18 protein-coding genes and 2 tRNA genes are annotated in these 14,916 nt (G+C 37.5%); 13 read left to right on the forward strand and 7 right to left on the reverse strand.

The genetic code is table 11. The features are described from left to right. Nucleotides 1–29: 29 nt before the first annotated feature. Genes I6E82_RS09100 through I6E82_RS09130 form a run of 7 tightly spaced genes read right to left on the reverse strand, consistent with a single transcriptional unit; the run spans nt 30 to nt 3,169 of the window. On the reverse strand, nt 30–467 hold the full coding sequence (locus I6E82_RS09100; protein WP_197112898.1) for an NUDIX hydrolase: 438 nt from the start codon (nt 465–467) through the stop codon (nt 30–32). After that, on the reverse strand, nt 460–1,146 hold the full coding sequence (locus I6E82_RS09105; protein WP_197117650.1) for a pseudouridine synthase: 687 nt from the start codon (nt 1,144–1,146) through the stop codon (nt 460–462). Before I6E82_RS09105 ends, I6E82_RS09100 begins: the two co-directional genes overlap by 8 nt. Continuing rightward, nucleotides 1,146–1,475: a TusE/DsrC/DsvC family sulfur relay protein gene (locus I6E82_RS09110; RefSeq protein ID WP_007580207.1), complete on the reverse strand. Its 330-nt coding sequence runs from the start codon at nt 1,473–1,475 to the stop codon at nt 1,146–1,148. Before I6E82_RS09110 ends, I6E82_RS09105 begins: the two co-directional genes overlap by 1 nt. A 3-nt stretch (nt 1,476–1,478) precedes the next feature. Then, nucleotides 1,479–1,745, reverse strand: coding sequence for a DsrH/TusB family sulfur metabolism protein (locus I6E82_RS09115; RefSeq protein WP_007580209.1), 267 nt, complete (start codon nt 1,743–1,745; stop codon nt 1,479–1,481). Beyond that, complete coding sequence (tusC, locus tag I6E82_RS09120; RefSeq protein ID WP_002962696.1) at nt 1,742–2,098, reverse strand: sulfurtransferase complex subunit TusC; 357 nt, start codon at nt 2,096–2,098, stop codon at nt 1,742–1,744. The genes I6E82_RS09115 and tusC overlap by 4 nt, the downstream gene beginning before the upstream one ends. Continuing rightward, complete coding sequence (tusD, locus tag I6E82_RS09125; RefSeq protein WP_165735216.1) at nt 2,095–2,448, reverse strand: sulfurtransferase complex subunit TusD; 354 nt, start codon at nt 2,446–2,448, stop codon at nt 2,095–2,097. Before tusD ends, tusC begins: the two co-directional genes overlap by 4 nt. Before the next feature lie 55 nt (nt 2,449–2,503). After that, on the reverse strand, nt 2,504–3,169 hold the full coding sequence (locus tag I6E82_RS09130) for a Bax inhibitor-1/YccA family protein (protein ID WP_007580214.1): 666 nt from the start codon (nt 3,167–3,169) through the stop codon (nt 2,504–2,506). Between the two features lie 251 nt (nt 3,170–3,420). Between I6E82_RS09130 and I6E82_RS09135 the strand changes: the two genes are divergently transcribed. The 13 genes from I6E82_RS09135 (at nt 3,421) to I6E82_RS09195 (ending at nt 14,789) form a co-directional block, all read left to right on the forward strand. After that, a tRNA-Ser gene (locus I6E82_RS09135) sits at nt 3,421–3,511 on the forward strand. A gap of 83 nt (nt 3,512–3,594) precedes the next feature. Further along, nucleotides 3,595–3,685, forward strand: a tRNA-Ser gene (locus I6E82_RS09140). Between the two features lie 371 nt (nt 3,686–4,056). After that, on the forward strand, nt 4,057–4,953 hold the full coding sequence (locus tag I6E82_RS09145; protein ID WP_225305745.1) for a LytTR family DNA-binding domain-containing protein: 897 nt from the start codon (nt 4,057–4,059) through the stop codon (nt 4,951–4,953). 118 nt (nt 4,954–5,071) lie between these two features. Continuing rightward, complete coding sequence (locus tag I6E82_RS09150; protein ID WP_007586924.1) at nt 5,072–5,884, forward strand: CPBP family intramembrane glutamic endopeptidase; 813 nt, start codon at nt 5,072–5,074, stop codon at nt 5,882–5,884. 13 nt (nt 5,885–5,897) lie between these two features. Continuing rightward, complete coding sequence (locus I6E82_RS09155; protein WP_197112894.1) at nt 5,898–6,143, forward strand: hypothetical protein; 246 nt, start codon at nt 5,898–5,900, stop codon at nt 6,141–6,143. A gap of 174 nt (nt 6,144–6,317) precedes the next feature. Beyond that, the gene (locus I6E82_RS09160) at nt 6,318–6,698 is read left to right on the forward strand and encodes a hypothetical protein (RefSeq protein ID WP_007586920.1); all 381 of its coding nucleotides are present in this window, start codon (nt 6,318–6,320) and stop codon (nt 6,696–6,698) included. A 128-nt stretch (nt 6,699–6,826) separates the two neighbouring features. Then, nucleotides 6,827–7,285, forward strand: a complete 459-nt coding sequence (locus tag I6E82_RS09165) for a GAF domain-containing protein (protein WP_007586917.1) — start codon at nt 6,827–6,829, stop codon at nt 7,283–7,285. After that, a complete protein-coding gene (locus tag I6E82_RS09170; RefSeq protein WP_002961910.1) occupies nt 7,285–7,563 on the forward strand; it encodes a hypothetical protein in 279 nt (92 codons plus the stop codon). The genes I6E82_RS09165 and I6E82_RS09170 overlap by 1 nt, the downstream gene beginning before the upstream one ends. 15 nt (nt 7,564–7,578) lie before the next feature. Then, nucleotides 7,579–8,229: an RNA chaperone ProQ gene (gene proQ / locus I6E82_RS09175; protein ID WP_007586916.1), complete on the forward strand. Its 651-nt coding sequence runs from the start codon at nt 7,579–7,581 to the stop codon at nt 8,227–8,229. A 26-nt stretch (nt 8,230–8,255) separates the two neighbouring features. Then, entirely contained in the window at nt 8,256–10,280 is a 2,025-nt protein-coding gene (gene prc / locus I6E82_RS09180) for a carboxy terminal-processing peptidase (protein WP_007586913.1), read from the forward strand. Between the two features lie 181 nt (nt 10,281–10,461). Continuing rightward, nucleotides 10,462–11,925 carry a Na+/H+ antiporter NhaC gene (gene nhaC / locus I6E82_RS09185; RefSeq protein ID WP_007586912.1) on the forward strand — a complete coding sequence of 488 codons (1,464 nt, stop codon included), beginning with the start codon at nt 10,462–10,464 and terminating at the stop codon, nt 11,923–11,925. Between the two features lie 47 nt (nt 11,926–11,972). Then, nucleotides 11,973–14,567, forward strand: a complete 2,595-nt coding sequence (gene pepN / locus I6E82_RS09190) for an aminopeptidase N (RefSeq protein WP_101216250.1) — start codon at nt 11,973–11,975, stop codon at nt 14,565–14,567. Further along, nucleotides 14,568–14,789: a DUF2835 family protein gene (locus I6E82_RS09195; RefSeq protein WP_010552655.1), complete on the forward strand. Its 222-nt coding sequence runs from the start codon at nt 14,568–14,570 to the stop codon at nt 14,787–14,789. Nucleotides 14,790–14,916: the final 127 nt, after the last annotated feature.

The following is a 14,916-nucleotide window of genomic DNA, read 5'->3' on the forward strand; positions in this document are numbered from 1 at the left end:
TATTTTATTTAAGCTACTCCCCAATATAGCTAATTATAAATAGTTTCTAGGCTTAATACTGGTCGATTCAGGCTGTCGTTAATACACTTCAATACTAAAGGACTTCTAAGCGGTAGTGATTTTGTTTGCTCTAATGTATACCAGTTAGCGCTGATAATGTCGGTATCTATTGGCGTTGGCGCTTTTATATTATCAGGCGCTTTAAATAAGAAGCAGAATCGTAAATAGTGCACTCCATTTTCGGCATGCAAATTATACACACCTAAAAAGCCGACTGGCTCAAGCGCTAAGCCTGTTTCTTCAAGCAACTCTCGGCTTGCAGCTTGTGCAAGTGTCTCATTTTGCTCTAAATGACCCGCAGGTTGATTGTAACAAATTTGCTTTGTAAATTTATCGCGCTCTTTTACAAGTAAAAACTCATTTTGCTTTTTTACTATTGCTGCAACCGTGACATGCGGTTTATGCATCAACTACGCCCTTAATTACTTTGTATTCACCACAATTAATATTATCCAAGGTATAGTTGCCAATGCTATAACGAATGAGGCGAAGTGTAGGGTGGCCAATATGCGCGGTCATTCGGCGAACTTGTCTGTTTTTACCCTCGTTAATGGTAATACTTAACCAAGTAGTCGGGATTGCTTTTCGCTCGCGTACAGGCGGATTACGCGCCCAAATTGTAGGTTCATCAATTATTTTAACGTTAGCGGGGAGTGTAAGCCCGTCTTTAAGTTCTACGCCATTACATAAATCATTAATTGATTCGCTTGTTGGTTCACCCTCAACTTGTGCCCAGTAGGTTTTATTCGTCTTTTTATCAGGTGCCGTTAGGGTGTTTTGCAATTTTCCACAGTTTGTTAAAAGTAATAAACCTTCACTGTCTCTGTCTAATCTTCCTGCTGCGTAAACTTCTTTAATAGGTATAAATTCAGCGAGAGTTTTTCTGTCTGCGTCATCTGTAAATTGGCATAGCACATCAAACGGCTTGTTGAATAACACAATTTTTCTGTCTTTAGATGCTATTTGCGGCTTTATTTCTCTTTTACCAGATGGCGTTTTGTTAAGTGCACTGCGTGAATAAGTACGGCCTGTACTTCTTTTTGGCTTGGATTCAGTTACTTGATTATTGCCTGATTTAGATCTCATTATATGCACCTAGCTGGTTTTGGTAATCCGGCGATTTTTGTTGCTTGCTTAGCAGGGCCTTTAGGGAATAATTTATATAAATAAAGGCTGTTTCCTTTGTCTTCACCGAGTGCTTTTGCCATTGCTTTTACAAGCATCCGAATTGCTGGGCTGGTGTTATATTCAATATAAAAATCACGAACAAAGTTAATGACTTCCCAGTGTTGAACGCTAAGGGTAATGTTTTCTTGGATAGCAATTACAGGTGCAAGCTCCTTTGACCACAAAGTATGGTCAAGCAAGTAGCCTTGTTTGTCGGTTTCAATCTGTTGGTTGTTAAATTCAAGCATGAGTTACCACGTAATTGATTGATTAGTTGATAAAGTGAGTGCTACAAAGTCTTCATAGCTAATGGCTTTATCGTTATCTGTTAATTTTATTGCACGTACTTGCGCGTCTTGTTCAAGTATTAACAGTGTATCTGCAAATTGCCTAAATTGTTTTTTTGCAAAGCAGGCATCACCAACAAGTAGCACGTTATCGTCTGATAAAATTAAGTTCTCTAGCTGATTTGCCGAATAATAGTTAAGCGGCTTAGAAAAAATATGTAATGTACTCATAAATTCACCACATGTTGCTGCGCTTTAATTAATGTTTGCTGTTGGCTAAAGTTAAGAGCTTTTGCCTCTATGAGTAGATCATGTTTATTTAAACCATAATCAAGCAATGATTTTTCACACACGAAAATGTTTTCAACATCATAAATTTCGAGTGTTTTAATATTTTTAAAAAAATCTTTTAATCCAATATTGTTTGGTTGTTGATGCTTTTTTAAAGCCAAAACGGCGGGGCCGCTAAACAACCAACTCACATTTTGGTCAACGGCAGCAAATATCAATGTCATATCAAGTGCATCACGAATATTTAAATCGTCAAATGGACTGCACTGACTCATTACTAATACGTTTATCATTTAAATTGCACCCATTTATCAGCGTCGCTTGCAAGCATTGCAAATTCAGCTAGCCCTGCGACTGCAAATACACCTGTGTTTTTAATATCTAACCCGCGTTTTTCAGCGGCGGTAACACACAGCATTAAATTTAGTTTTCGATCGGCGAGTTGCTGCCAAAGTGCTGAAATTTGAAGTTCGTCTGAGGATAAATCAAAGTGGGTAGATGCATGATAAATACCTTGCTGGTATAAAAAAACAGCATCAATGGTGTGCCCTTGGGCTAAACATGCATTCGCAAACTTAACTAACCTTTGCGTTGTATCGTGATCGGATGGTGGTGTATGTAATGAAAGAACAAAACGTGACAAAACAATTCCAATAAAAAAGCCCCAATTAAGGGGCTATTTTAACAGAACTATTTAATTAGTCATCACTTGCGCCAAGTAGAGCAAGTAAAGACGTAAATAAGTTATATACGCTTAGGTATAAAGACACTGTTGCGCGAATGTAGTTGGTTTCGCCGCCATTAATGATTCGGCTTGTATCGAATAAAATCAAACCAGACATGATCAATACAACTGCCGCATTAAGCACCATAAACATAAGTGAACTGCCAACAAAAATATTAACGATGCTAGCTACAATCACAACGATTAAGCCAACCGTTAAAAAGCCACCCATAAATGAGAAGTCTTTTTTAGTGTTCAGTGCATAAGCAGATAAACCAAAAAAGATAAGCGCCGTAGAACCTAACGCTTGCATAATAAGCATTGGGCCATTAGGCATTGCAGCATAATGGTTAAGCAATGGACCTAAGCCAGCCCCCATTAAACCTGTGAAAGCAAACACCCAAAATACACCAGATGCTGTATCTGCTTTTTTATTTACAACAAATAATAAACCGAACGAAACAAGTGTAAACACAATTCCCATAAAGTAAGGTAATTGTAGTGCCATTGAAATACCGGCTGTAACAGCACTGAATGCAAGTGTCATAGCTAGTAAAAAGTAGGTGTTTTTAAGTACCTTGTTTGTTTCAATGGTAGACATTACCGGTTTCGCGGTATTGTACGATTGATTAAACGCCATTGTAGAGCTCCTTTAAGTGAAACGTGTGTGTTTCGATAATTTAACTAAAATTAGATTACCAACTCTTATATGTTTGGGCAAACCTTTGTAGATCAATAGAGTTAAATATTTAAATAAAAGAGTTTTGACGGCTAAATTAAAAACACTTTGTTCTAACTTTAGACAAATTAATTGTTTTTTAAGCACTTAAACAATTAATTTAAAAAAAAGCTTCACAAAAGGGATGGGTTTCCCTATTATGCAGGCCGTACGGAGAGATGGCAGAGTGGTCGAATGCACCGGTCTTGAAAACCGGCATGGGTTTATAGCCCATCTAGGGTTCAAATCCCTATCTCTCCACCACTTATTTAATAAGTGTGTGGTAATTAAAGTATCATTCATTTAAATAGTTATTAGTACACTCTTACTTTTAACTTAGCAGTATCGGAGAGATGGCAGAGTGGTCGAATGCACCGGTCTTGAAAACCGGCATGGGTTTATAGCCCATCTAGGGTTCAAATCCCTATCTCTCCACCATATAACAAAATAGCCCGCTAATTTAGCGGGCTTTTTTGTGTTTGGAACAAAATCAGTGCACTTATACCAATCCGCAATAATACTTAATCATTTTGTGGGGCTAAACGTGTCGCTCGCTGCGTTAAAAAATTCTCATTTAGAACAACTAAATAGCGAATTTTTTGCCTAGCTATCAACACGTTTTTCCGCCCTCAAAATAGACCACTTAATTAAGCGAATTGGTATTACATGTTTTATCTCTCATTAGTAAAATCTTAAAAGCAGATAGAATTGCTCACACACCATCTTCTGCTGTTAAATAACGTTGATGTTCTCTTCCTTTTTTTGTTTTTAATAAAACTACCATCACAAAAAATTTTAAATGAGTTGGAATGCACATATTAATGTGTGCTATTTTTAAATATTGGTGGATTAAAGGTATGCAAAATAGGATGTTGTGGCTCAAAGATGATCTAGATTCGAGAAAGTTAGTTGTATATCGTGCCGTCATGTTTTCGTTTATAGCGCTTTTTGTACTTTTTGTATTTCAACCTTTTGGCACTTCAAGCGATACCGAGTCTTACAAGTTTCTGCGGCTTTTTGGCTATGGGATAGTAACCTTTTGTGCTTTGCTATTGTCAGGTTTCATAGAAATAGTGTTACTTAAGTTTAAGCTAAGTAAATTAAGCCGTTTAATTATTATTCCTATCACATATATTTTAATTACTGCGTTATTCAATCATGGGTATTTTGTGGTTGCTGTACTTGGGTCTTGGCATTGGCAGAATCAATTACTTTTTGTAGGGTATATTTTTTGTATTGGTGTATTTCCTCTTATTTTTTTACTTGTGGTAAATAGGCATGTAATAGATTTAACTAAGCCAAGTACAGTTAGCGTCGATCAAGAGCAGTTGAGAGAAGTTGAATTAAAGACAATTACTCTTAAAGGCGATAATAAAAACGACGAAATTAACACAGCTCATCACCATATTTTATTTATTAAATCTTCAGACAACTATTGTGAAATAACAATACTGGAAGGAGCTTCAACTTCACGTAAACTATTACGTGTATCTCTTAGCAGTTTATTAAAGCAGCTCCCAGAAAATACAATTATATTACGATGCCACCGTTCTTATGCGGTCAACCTGCAAAACATTCAGCACTACAGTGGTAATGCTGGAGGGTTGCAATTATCGCTGCATACAATTGATATTAAAATACCGGTGTCTCGTTCTTATGTAAAAGTAATAAAAGATGCTTTGTCATTAATCCCAAAAACATGTTAATCCCCCCTAAAACATGGGCTTTATACCTCGTCTTGTAATTGAGACCTAATAAGTCGCTTTGTATTTTTACTATTGCCAAGATTAAGTTGAAATTTACAACTTAACGAGGAAAGTAGATATGAAATACGCTATCAAGGCACTTGTAATAATTTCTATATTTGTATTTTGCCACTATGTAATGAGGCAGTTTTGGGGAGAAGGTTGGTCTAGCTGGTTGTCTGAACTTGATAATCTAACTGGCATTTTATTTACCCCCGCTAAATATACTTTTTTATATGGACCGTTAGTTATTGCGGCTATTATTTTGTTTAAACAAAGTGAGCCTTTTGAATCTATAGGGCTTAATTCTTCTGGTTTTATTAACTATGCACTCGCAGCAATTATTTGTTGTGCTCCTATGGCAATAGGTTATGGATTTTTGAGTGATGAACTTAACCTATCAATACCAGCAATAATCACCGGCTCAGTTTATGCGGGTTTTTTTGAAGAGCTAATTTTTAGGGCTGCATTGTTTGGTGTTTTATTTAAATATTGTAGATGGGGCTTTGTGCCTGCGGCATTGATTAGTTCAGTAATATTTGGCCTGGGCCATATTTATCAAGGTAATGATGCGATTTCTGCATTGATGGCGGTTGCTATCACTACTGTAGCAGGTACATGGTTTGCGTGGCTATATTGTGAATGTGGTTATCGTATTTGGTTTCCTATGTGGATGCATATTTTTATGAATGCAGCTTACGGAATATTTGGTATGTCGGGCGGCGCAGTAGGTGATCTACAAGGTAACTTATTTAAAGCAACAGCAATTGTACTAAGTATTGTGTATGTTGAGATGCTAATTCGACGAGGAAAGCAGCGTGAAGTTACATTATCAAAATTATTTCAATGCACTAAAAGTGGACTTTATACGCAACAAGCTAACTTAAATTGATTGGGAAACGACCATGCTAGAACTATTTATTGTAATAATTATATTTAGCTCACCCTTTTTGATTCTTACTATTACTAAACGTTATTTCACCTATAAAACTACAATAATGGCAGCGCAAGCAAAATTTAAAGGACTGAATAATAATAAGATAACAAAATTAGAGGAACAAACAGCGATGTTGTACAAAAGATTGGCAGTGCTAGAGGAAATAGTAACATCTCGCCACTTTGAGTTATCAAATAAAATAGCTCAGTTATAAGCACTTTGATAAGTATAACCCAAACGTATGAGCCTATTAATATATTAATAGGCTCATACTGCAATAAGGTTTATTTTTAATCATAAATTACGACCATAGTCTCTATTTCTAAGCTTTAGATCTTGGTGCATGCTTAATACATTAAAATTTATACTCTGTATTAAGGATTATTAGATGAAACATCAACTCGCAAAAAGCGTCGCGCTTTCATTATTGTCCCCGGTAATTATTGGCAGCTTGTTAGGATTGTATTATGCACTAACGCTACAGGGTGATTTCTTATCCGTATTTTTTCAACTATTGATGACTGCTATCTCAAATGCACATATTGTAGGCTTAACGATGGCGGCCTTTGTTGTGCCAGGGTATTTACTAATGTTTAAGTATTCTAAAGTTAATTATTCAGGTGTATTAACGCTTGGTTTGTTAGGTGGCGCTATATTTAGTTACTTATTAAGTGCCTCAACTGGCGAGATATTTTTGATTAATAGTGTTATGTCAGCATTTGCAGCCGGACTGTTTTTATTTGGTCTTCGCAAATCGGTAAAAAAATAATCGCAGCATTATTAACCAAGCACGCTGATAAACGGTGCGATTTCCTTTTTTTTACCTCCAAAAGGTTCCAATTTTTCACGACAAAGAGTACCTTTAGCTACTGTATGTTTAATAAGAAGTAGTTTGGTATGCAAAAGCACGATTTTTACCAGTCATTAGTTAAGCAAACTGAATCGCTGATAGCTGGTGAATCTAATGTAATTGCCAATTTGGCAAACATAAGCGCGCTGTTATTTACCTCTTTAGAAGATGTAAATTGGGCGGGCTTTTACTTTATGGATTCTCCTACTGAATTAGTACTTGGTCCGTTTCAAGGTAATCCTGCATGCATCCGTATTCCCGTTGGGAAAGGGGTATGTGGAACAGCTGCGGCAACCGCTGAAACACAATTAATTGAAGATGTTCACGCTTTTGACGGGCATATAGCCTGCGATGCAGCGTCTAACTCTGAAGTGGTTGTACCTATCATGAAACATGGTAAAGTATTCGCAGTACTAGACATTGATAGTCCAAGTATTGGCCGATTTGATGCTGATGATAAAGCTGGCCTTGAAGCATTAGTGAAATGCTTAGAGGCGAGCCTGTAATGAAAGATTTGCTAAATGTTCAAGACTACCTATTTGCTGTGCAAGATGTTGGCGACTGGGAAGGCGAAGAAGAGCATGTAGCGGAAACGCTCAATGATTTAATTCATATTGCATGGGATCGTCTTCCAGATGATTCAGAATGTGAATTTATTGATGAAACAATTAATGGTATTTGGGAACACCTTCGGGGTGATATGGCTGTAATAGAAGCCGATTTCGAAGAGTTGGTCGACTGGGTAACACACTACGTCGATTCGTCCCTTGATGAAAAGATGTGAAAAATAGGTTCTAAAATGGAAACCACAAACAAGCTAAAAGATATTAATGAAGTGTTGGAATTTTTATATCAAGAATTCCCACAATGTTTTAAACAAAAAGATGGCATCAAGCCGCTTAAAGTAGGTATTTTTAAAGATATTGCTGAGCGTATTGAAGGGTCTGAAAAAGTAAGTAAGACTCAAGTTCGTCAAGCGCTTAGAAAATACACGTCTAATTGGCGTTATTTAGAAGCTGTGACAAAGTCAGAGTTTCGTATTGATCTTGATGGTAATCAAGGTGAAAAAGTTGAGCAAGAGCATATCGACCATGCACAAAAAGCATTGGAAGAAAGCCGCGCTAAAATGGCAAAACGCAAAAAACAACAGCGTCCTCGCCAAGATTCTGATTCTAAATCTTTCAAGAAAAAACCAGCTCATGCTAGCAAAGCAGGCGATAAAAACGCACCTGCAGCTAACAAACCTGCTAAAGCAGCGCCAGTTAAACGTTCAGGAAAAATTGAACCTTTACCAGCAACTGAGGTCAAGGTTAATAATAAGGTTAAGGTTAAACTTGGCCAAGCACTTGTAAATGCAGTAATCACTGAAGTGAACAAAGATGACGTTCATGTTGAATTAGTGACAGGTATGCAAGTTAAAACCAAAGCTGACAGTTTATACATCGTTTAAGTTGTAAATAAATTAAGGAGTTGTGTATGAGTAAAAAGTTTACGCTCATTCCGTTAGTTGCTGCCCTGTTTTCAGGTTCATTATTTGCTGCTGTAGAAGCCGTTACAATTGACGATTTACCCCAGCTTAAGCAAGAGAGTCAACATGGTACTGCTAGCAAACGAGTGGCCAGCTTATTTGCTCGTTCACACTATACACCGGTTCGATTTAACGATGAGCTTTCTAGTAAAGTGTACGATCGTTATATCGAATCCCTTGATTTTAATAAAAGCGTTTTCTTAGCCAGCGATATCGCTTCTTTTGAGCAATATCGTGATGACTTTGATAACGCTATTACTACCGGTAAATTAGACTTTACGTTTGATATTTTTAACTTAAGTCTTAAACGCCGTTTTGAACGTTACGAGTATTCACTTACTTTACTTGAAAAAGAAATGACGTTTGATAAAGAAGATGAATACTTTTTTGACCGTGAAGATTCAGCATGGCCTGTGTCACAAGCTGAGCTTGATGAAATTTGGCGTGAGCGTGTAAAGTACGACGCACTGCGTTTAAAAATGACGGGTAAAGATTGGGAAGGCATTAAAGAAGTGCTGACCAAACGCTATAAAAATGCAGAAAAACGTTTAGTACAATCTAATTCAGAAGATGCTTTTCAAATTGTTATGAATTCGCTAGCACGTAGTATTGAGGCGCATACGTCTTATTTATCGCCACGTCGTGCAGAGCAATTCAAAATGGATATGGACTTAGAGCTTGAGGGCATTGGTGCCGTACTAAGCCCAGATGAAGACTACACTGTTATTCGCAGCTTAGTGCCGGGAGGCCCTGCAGATAAAACAGATCAAATTAAAGCTGATGACCGCATTATTGGTGTTGCCCAAGATGGCGAAGAATTTGTAGACGTAATTGGCTGGCGTTTAGATGACGTAGTTGATTTAATTAAAGGTCCTAAAGGGACTAAAGTACGTCTACAGTATTTAAAAGGTGTTGACGCTCACGGCGCACCTAAAGTTGTTGAAATCACGCGTGATAAAATTCGACTTGAAGATAGAGCGGCTAAATCAGAAGTATTTGAAGCAAAATACTCTGATTTAACAAGTAAAGTTGGCGTGATTGAAATTCCAGGCTTTTACAATAATCTTTCGAAAGATGTAAAAGTTGAGCTGGCTAAGCTTAAAGAAGAAAAAGTTGATGGTATTATTATCGACTTACGCCAAAATGGTGGTGGTTCTTTATATGAAGCAACACAACTGTCTGGTTTGTTTTTTGACCAAGGTCCAGTTGTTCAAATTCATACCTTAAATAACCGTATTGAAGAGCAAAAAGATCGTGATGGTATAACTTATTACGACGGTCCTTTAACTGTTTTAGTTGACCGTTACAGTGCCTCTGCTTCTGAAATATTTGCAGCAGCTATGCAAGATTATGGTCGTGCAGTTATTATTGGCGAGCAAACTTTTGGTAAAGGTACAGTACAGCAGCACAAAGGCTTAGGCCGCGCTTACGATTTATACGATAATGCGCTGGGTAGCGTACAATATACGATTGCTAAGTTTTATCGTATTAACGGTGGTAGTACGCAACATAAAGGTGTGATCCCTGATATTTCGTTTCCATCAGCAATCGATCCTGCAGAGTGGGGCGAAAGTAAGCAAGATAATGCACTTCCTTGGGACAGCATTGTTAAAGCGAAATACAAAAAATTAGGTAATTTAACACCTATTATTACGTACCTTGAGAAACAACACGAAGTACGAATTAAATCAGAACCAGAATTTGGTTATGTATTTAATGACATTACCTTATACAACGAAGAGAAAGACCGTAAAACTATCTCTTTAGTTGAAGCTACGCGTATTAAAGAAAAAGATGAAGGTGAAGCACGTGCACTTGTACGTACTAACGAACGTCTTAAGCGTTTAGGTAAAGATCCGGTAGAAAACTTAGACGATTTACCTGAAGTAATTGAAGAGCTTGACCCATTTTTGGAAGAAGCTGCATTAATTACTCAAGATTATATTAATTATGGTCGTATAGCTAAGAAGTAACAACTGGTTTTACCTCTATAAAAAAGGCGCATTAGCGCCTTTTTTACTACCTAAAATTTACTAAATTGTTATAATATTTGATTACATAAAGTTGAGCTAGATCAATCATGCTCAATTAATGCGCTTTACGTGCTAAAAATAATAATTAAACACACAGTAAGTGTGTCTAGGAGTCTCTACTTTGAAGCTATTGGATGACAAACCAATCAAGCCCGCCTCGTTTTTTGATGCATTAATTCCTATCTCTGTATTAATTTGTTTACTTGGTGCTGCAGTTTACTTATTTGGTGATAACTCTTCATCAGGCCCTAACCAAATTGCACTTTTATTTGCTACTTTTGCAGCGGCTTTAATTGGGCTTAAAAACGGTTATACATGGAAAAAATTAGAACAAGCCATGATCGAAGGTATAACGCTTTCACTTGGCGCTATCCTAATTTTACTTATGGTAGGTGCGTTAATTGGCACTTGGCTACTTTCTGGAACTGTACCAACTTTAATTTATTATGGCTTGCAAGTTATAAACCCAAGTTGGTTTTATGCAGCGAGTTGTTTAATTTGTGGCATTGTAGCTATGAGTATAGGTAGTTCTTGGACTACTGCCGCTACGATAGGTGTTGCTTTATTAGGCGTTGCAACGGGTCTTGGACTTGAACAAACAGTTACAGCAGGCGCTGTTATATCTGGTGCGTACTTTGGTGATAAGTTAAGCCCGCTGTCAGAAACAACCAATCTAGCGCCAGCAGTTGTAGGCGCTGATTTATTTGAGCATATTCAACATATGCTGTGGACGACAGTACCAAGTTTTGTAATTGCACTGATTATATTTATATTCATGGGCTTTAACGCAACTGCTTCAAGCGAAGCGGGGCGCATTGATGAAATAACGGCTATTTTACAGCAAAACTTTAATATTGGTTTTGAAATGCTAATCCCGCTAATTGTACTTTTAGTTTTAGCGATTAAAAAAATGCCAGCCTTTCCTGCTATCTCTATCGGTGCTGTTGTGGGCGCTGTTTGGGCCATGTTGTTTCAATCTGATTTAATTGCTAGCCAAATTGATGTTTCTCAAGGGCAGCTAGTTGGCTATTTTAAGCTTGTTTGGACGACGTTTTTTGATGGTTTTAGCATAAGTACAGGCGATGACAAAATGGACTCCCTACTCAGTGGTGGCGGTATGTCCGGAATGCTTACAACCACATGGCTTATTATGACTGCACTGATGTTTGGTGCCATTATGGAAAAAACGGGCCTTTTGGATATTTTTGTTAAAAGCATACTTAAAATAGCTAAAAGTACGGGATCGTTAATTGCGGCAACAATAGCAACGTGTATTGGTACTAACGTGATAGCGGCCGATCAATATATTGCAATTGTTGTACCTGGTCGTATGTTTAAAGATGAATATGAAAAACGTGGTTTGAAGCCTGTTAACTTATCTCGTACATTGGAAGATGGCGGTACAATTACCAGCCCACTAATTCCATGGAACACGTGTGGCGCATATATGCAAAGCGTTTTACTAATAAATCCTTTTGATTATGCACTCTACGCTTTCTTTAACTTAATTAACCCTGTTTTAGCGGTGGTTTATGCCTACTTGGGCATTAAAATTTTACGTATTAAGCCAAAACAATCCGCCTAATTTTAAACAGCTCCTTTTAACTTAAAAGGAGCTGTTTTGGAGTATCTATGACTGAATCAAGTAAACCTCAAGCACAATATCTTAAAGACTATAAAGCTCCTGATTTTTTAATTGACCACACAGAGCTAACCTTTGACTTACAGCCATTATCAACCAAAGTAAGCTCTTTGCTAACGCTTACGCGTGTTGGTGATAAAAAAGCACCTTTAGTGCTTGATGGTATTGATTTACGCTTACTGTCTTTATCTATTGATACGGTTGATATAACTGATTATGAAATTATTGGCGAGCAGCTAATAATTAATAACCTACCGGATAGTTGCCAATTAAGTATTGTGACCGAGATATCGCCTGAGACGAATACTTCTTTAGAGGGTTTGTATTTATCTGGCGGTGCGTATTGTACACAGTGTGAAGCGCAGGGTTTTAGAAAGATCACCTATTACATGGACCGCCCTGATGTACTTGCCACGTTTGATGTAACTATTATTGCCGATAAAAAGTATCTACAACTTCTTTCTAATGGTAATCAAGTAGACAGTGGTGAAACACAAGATGGTCGTCATTTTGTGAAATGGCAAGACCCATTTAAAAAGCCGAGCTATTTATTTGCACTTGTAGCGGGCGATTTTGATGTTTTAAAAGATACGTACACGACTAAAAGCGGCAGAGATGTAGAATTAGCATTGTTTGTTGATAAAGGTAATTTATCTAAAACACCCCATGCTATTGCCTCACTCAAAAAGGCAATGCAGTGGGATGAAGAACGCTTTAATTTAGAGTATGACCTTGATATTTATATGATTGTAGCCGTCGATTTTTTCAACATGGGCGCGATGGAAAATAAAGGGCTAAACGTTTTTAACAGTAAATGCGTATTAGCTAATCAAGAAACAGCCACAGATAAAGACTACCATACGATTGAATCCATTGTAGGGCATGAGTACTTTCATAACTGGACAGGTAACCGAGTTACTTGTAGAGATTGGTTTCAGTTATCGCTAAAAGAAGGGTTAACTGTATTTAGAGACCAAGAGTTCAGTAGTGATTTAGGCTCTCGTGCACTTAACCGAATTGATGCGGTCAAAGTTATGCGTACGCATCAGTTTAGCGAAGATGCAGGCCCTATGGCTCACCCAATTCGCCCTGAGAAAGTTATTGAAATGAATAACTTTTATACAGTAACTGTATACGATAAAGGTGCTGAAGTTATCCGTATGATGCACACATTACTGGGTGAAACTAACTTTCAAAAAGGGATGACGCTTTACTTTGAGCGCCACGATGGGCAAGCAGTTACATGTGATGACTTTGTAAGTGCGATGAGCGATGCATCAGGTGTTGATTTAGAGCAATTTAAACAATGGTACAGCCAATCAGGTACACCGCGTTTAAATGCAATTCAAGAATTTGATAGCAGCTCAAATACATACACTTTGACAATCGAGCAAACAGCGCCAGCTAATCAGCCAGAGAATAAAAAGCTTCATATACCTTTTGCTATTGAACTACTTGATGCCAATGGACAAAGTATTGCTCTGCAATATAAAGGTAAAAAGCTAGATCATGTACTCGATGTAACTAATGCGACTCAAACATTTAGCTTTGATAATATTTTAGAAAAGCCTGTTGCGGTTTTACTCGAAGACTTTTCTGCTCCTTGTATTTTAAACCAGCAAACAACAGAGCCCGAACTATTGCATATTATGCGTTTTGCGCGCAGTGATTTTTCACGTTGGGATGCACAACAGCAGCTATTCATTAAGGCGATTAAATCTCAAATCACCGATGCAACGAATAGCGTATTAAGCAGCGAAATTATAAATGCGCTACGTGTACTTATAAACACCAAAGAGGGCGATTTAGCTTTAATTGCAGAGCTGTTTAAATTGCCGAGTTTTGACACGTTAGCTGCTGAATTTGATGTAATACCTGTAGATGACATTATTGAAATAACAGAAAAGTTTGAGCAACAAATTGCTGATGAACTTGCTGATGAGCTGCTTAGTTGTTACGAATCTCTTGAAGATGATGGCAGTATAAGTGCAAGCGCTGTTGCGAATCGTGCTTTAAAGCAAATATGTCTGCACTACCTTGCTAAAACACAAAGTCCAGAAGCTGTAACCTTTATTAAAGAAGCTGCAAGCTCGACTAATATGACTAATGTACTTGGTGCCCTAAGCGCTGTGGTAAAAGCTTCACACCCTGTTAGAGATGAGCTTTTGAGTCATTTTGATAGTCAGTGGCGTCATGATGTTTTAGTCATGGATAAGTGGTTTGCACTGCAAGCTATGCAATCAGGCAGTACTGCTATAGATGATATTAAGGCACTTTACGAACACCCGTGTTTTGATTTTTCAAATCCTAACCGTGTACGTGCACTTGTAGGAAGTTTTAGCCACTTTAATACAGCACAATTTCATCGAGCAGATGCTCAAGGCTATGCGTTATTAGGTGATTTATTAATAAAACTTAATGCAATTAATCCACAAAATGCATCTCGTATGTTAACACCGTTTATGTCGTGGAAGCGTTACGATGATGTACGCTCACAAGCAATGAAGCTGCAATTACAACGCTTAGCCAACTTAGATGGCCTAAGTGCTGACTTGTATGAAAAGGTTGAAAAAGCGCTCGCATAAATGATTGAGTATTATTTTACCTTAAGATTGAGCTATAACGAGTGCATGGATTACTACCATGGCCGTTTTAGCTCTTTACAAGTTGTAGAGGATGGCGGTAAAACAATTCGTTTTGCTGCTACGCATTTGAGGCCCTTCATTTCGAGCTTGGGTGTACGTGGCCGTTTTAGACTCTTATTAACCCCCGAAAACAAGTTCATCCGCCTAGAGCGAGTGGCCTGACACTCGGTTTTTATGTTATATATACATAAAAATATTGTATTTTTGTTAATTTCAATTTGTCCTATTGTTAAATTACGTGTATAAATTATCTGGTACGACGTCTTACCAATACGTAAGCGTTAACCAG

The sequence above is a fragment of the Pseudoalteromonas sp. NZS11 genome (assembly GCF_015864765.1).
Taxonomy (GTDB): Bacteria; Pseudomonadota; Gammaproteobacteria; order Enterobacterales; family Alteromonadaceae; genus Pseudoalteromonas; species Pseudoalteromonas arctica.

Bases quoted from the DNA above. Each gene is read 5' to 3' on its own strand.
- I6E82_RS09195 (WP_010552655.1), top strand. From the start codon at position 14,568: ATGATTGAGTATTATTTTACCTTAAGATTGAGCTATAACGAGTGCATG.
- pepN (WP_101216250.1), top strand. From the start codon at position 11,973: ATGACTGAATCAAGTAAACCTCAAGCACAATATCTTAAAGACTATAAA.
- proQ (WP_007586916.1), top strand. From the start codon at position 7,579: ATGGAAACCACAAACAAGCTAAAAGATATTAATGAAGTGTTGGAATTT.
- I6E82_RS09165 (WP_007586917.1), top strand. From the start codon at position 6,827: ATGCAAAAGCACGATTTTTACCAGTCATTAGTTAAGCAAACTGAATCG.
- I6E82_RS09150 (WP_007586924.1), top strand. From the start codon at position 5,072: ATGAAATACGCTATCAAGGCACTTGTAATAATTTCTATATTTGTATTT.
- I6E82_RS09130 (WP_007580214.1), bottom strand. From the start codon at position 3,169: ATGGCGTTTAATCAATCGTACAATACCGCGAAACCGGTAATGTCTACC.
- prc (WP_007586913.1), top strand. From the start codon at position 8,256: ATGAGTAAAAAGTTTACGCTCATTCCGTTAGTTGCTGCCCTGTTTTCA.
- I6E82_RS09100 (WP_197112898.1), bottom strand. From the start codon at position 467: ATGCATAAACCGCATGTCACGGTTGCAGCAATAGTAAAAAAGCAAAAT.
- tusC (WP_002962696.1), bottom strand. From the start codon at position 2,098: ATGATAAACGTATTAGTAATGAGTCAGTGCAGTCCATTTGACGATTTA.
- I6E82_RS09170 (WP_002961910.1), top strand. From the start codon at position 7,285: ATGAAAGATTTGCTAAATGTTCAAGACTACCTATTTGCTGTGCAAGAT.
- I6E82_RS09115 (WP_007580209.1), bottom strand. From the start codon at position 1,745: ATGAGTACATTACATATTTTTTCTAAGCCGCTTAACTATTATTCGGCA.
- I6E82_RS09155 (WP_197112894.1), top strand. From the start codon at position 5,898: ATGCTAGAACTATTTATTGTAATAATTATATTTAGCTCACCCTTTTTG.
- I6E82_RS09160 (WP_007586920.1), top strand. From the start codon at position 6,318: ATGAAACATCAACTCGCAAAAAGCGTCGCGCTTTCATTATTGTCCCCG.
- I6E82_RS09145 (WP_225305745.1), top strand. From the start codon at position 4,057: ATGCACATATTAATGTGTGCTATTTTTAAATATTGGTGGATTAAAGGT.
- I6E82_RS09105 (WP_197117650.1), bottom strand. From the start codon at position 1,146: ATGAGATCTAAATCAGGCAATAATCAAGTAACTGAATCCAAGCCAAAA.
- I6E82_RS09110 (WP_007580207.1), bottom strand. From the start codon at position 1,475: ATGCTTGAATTTAACAACCAACAGATTGAAACCGACAAACAAGGCTAC.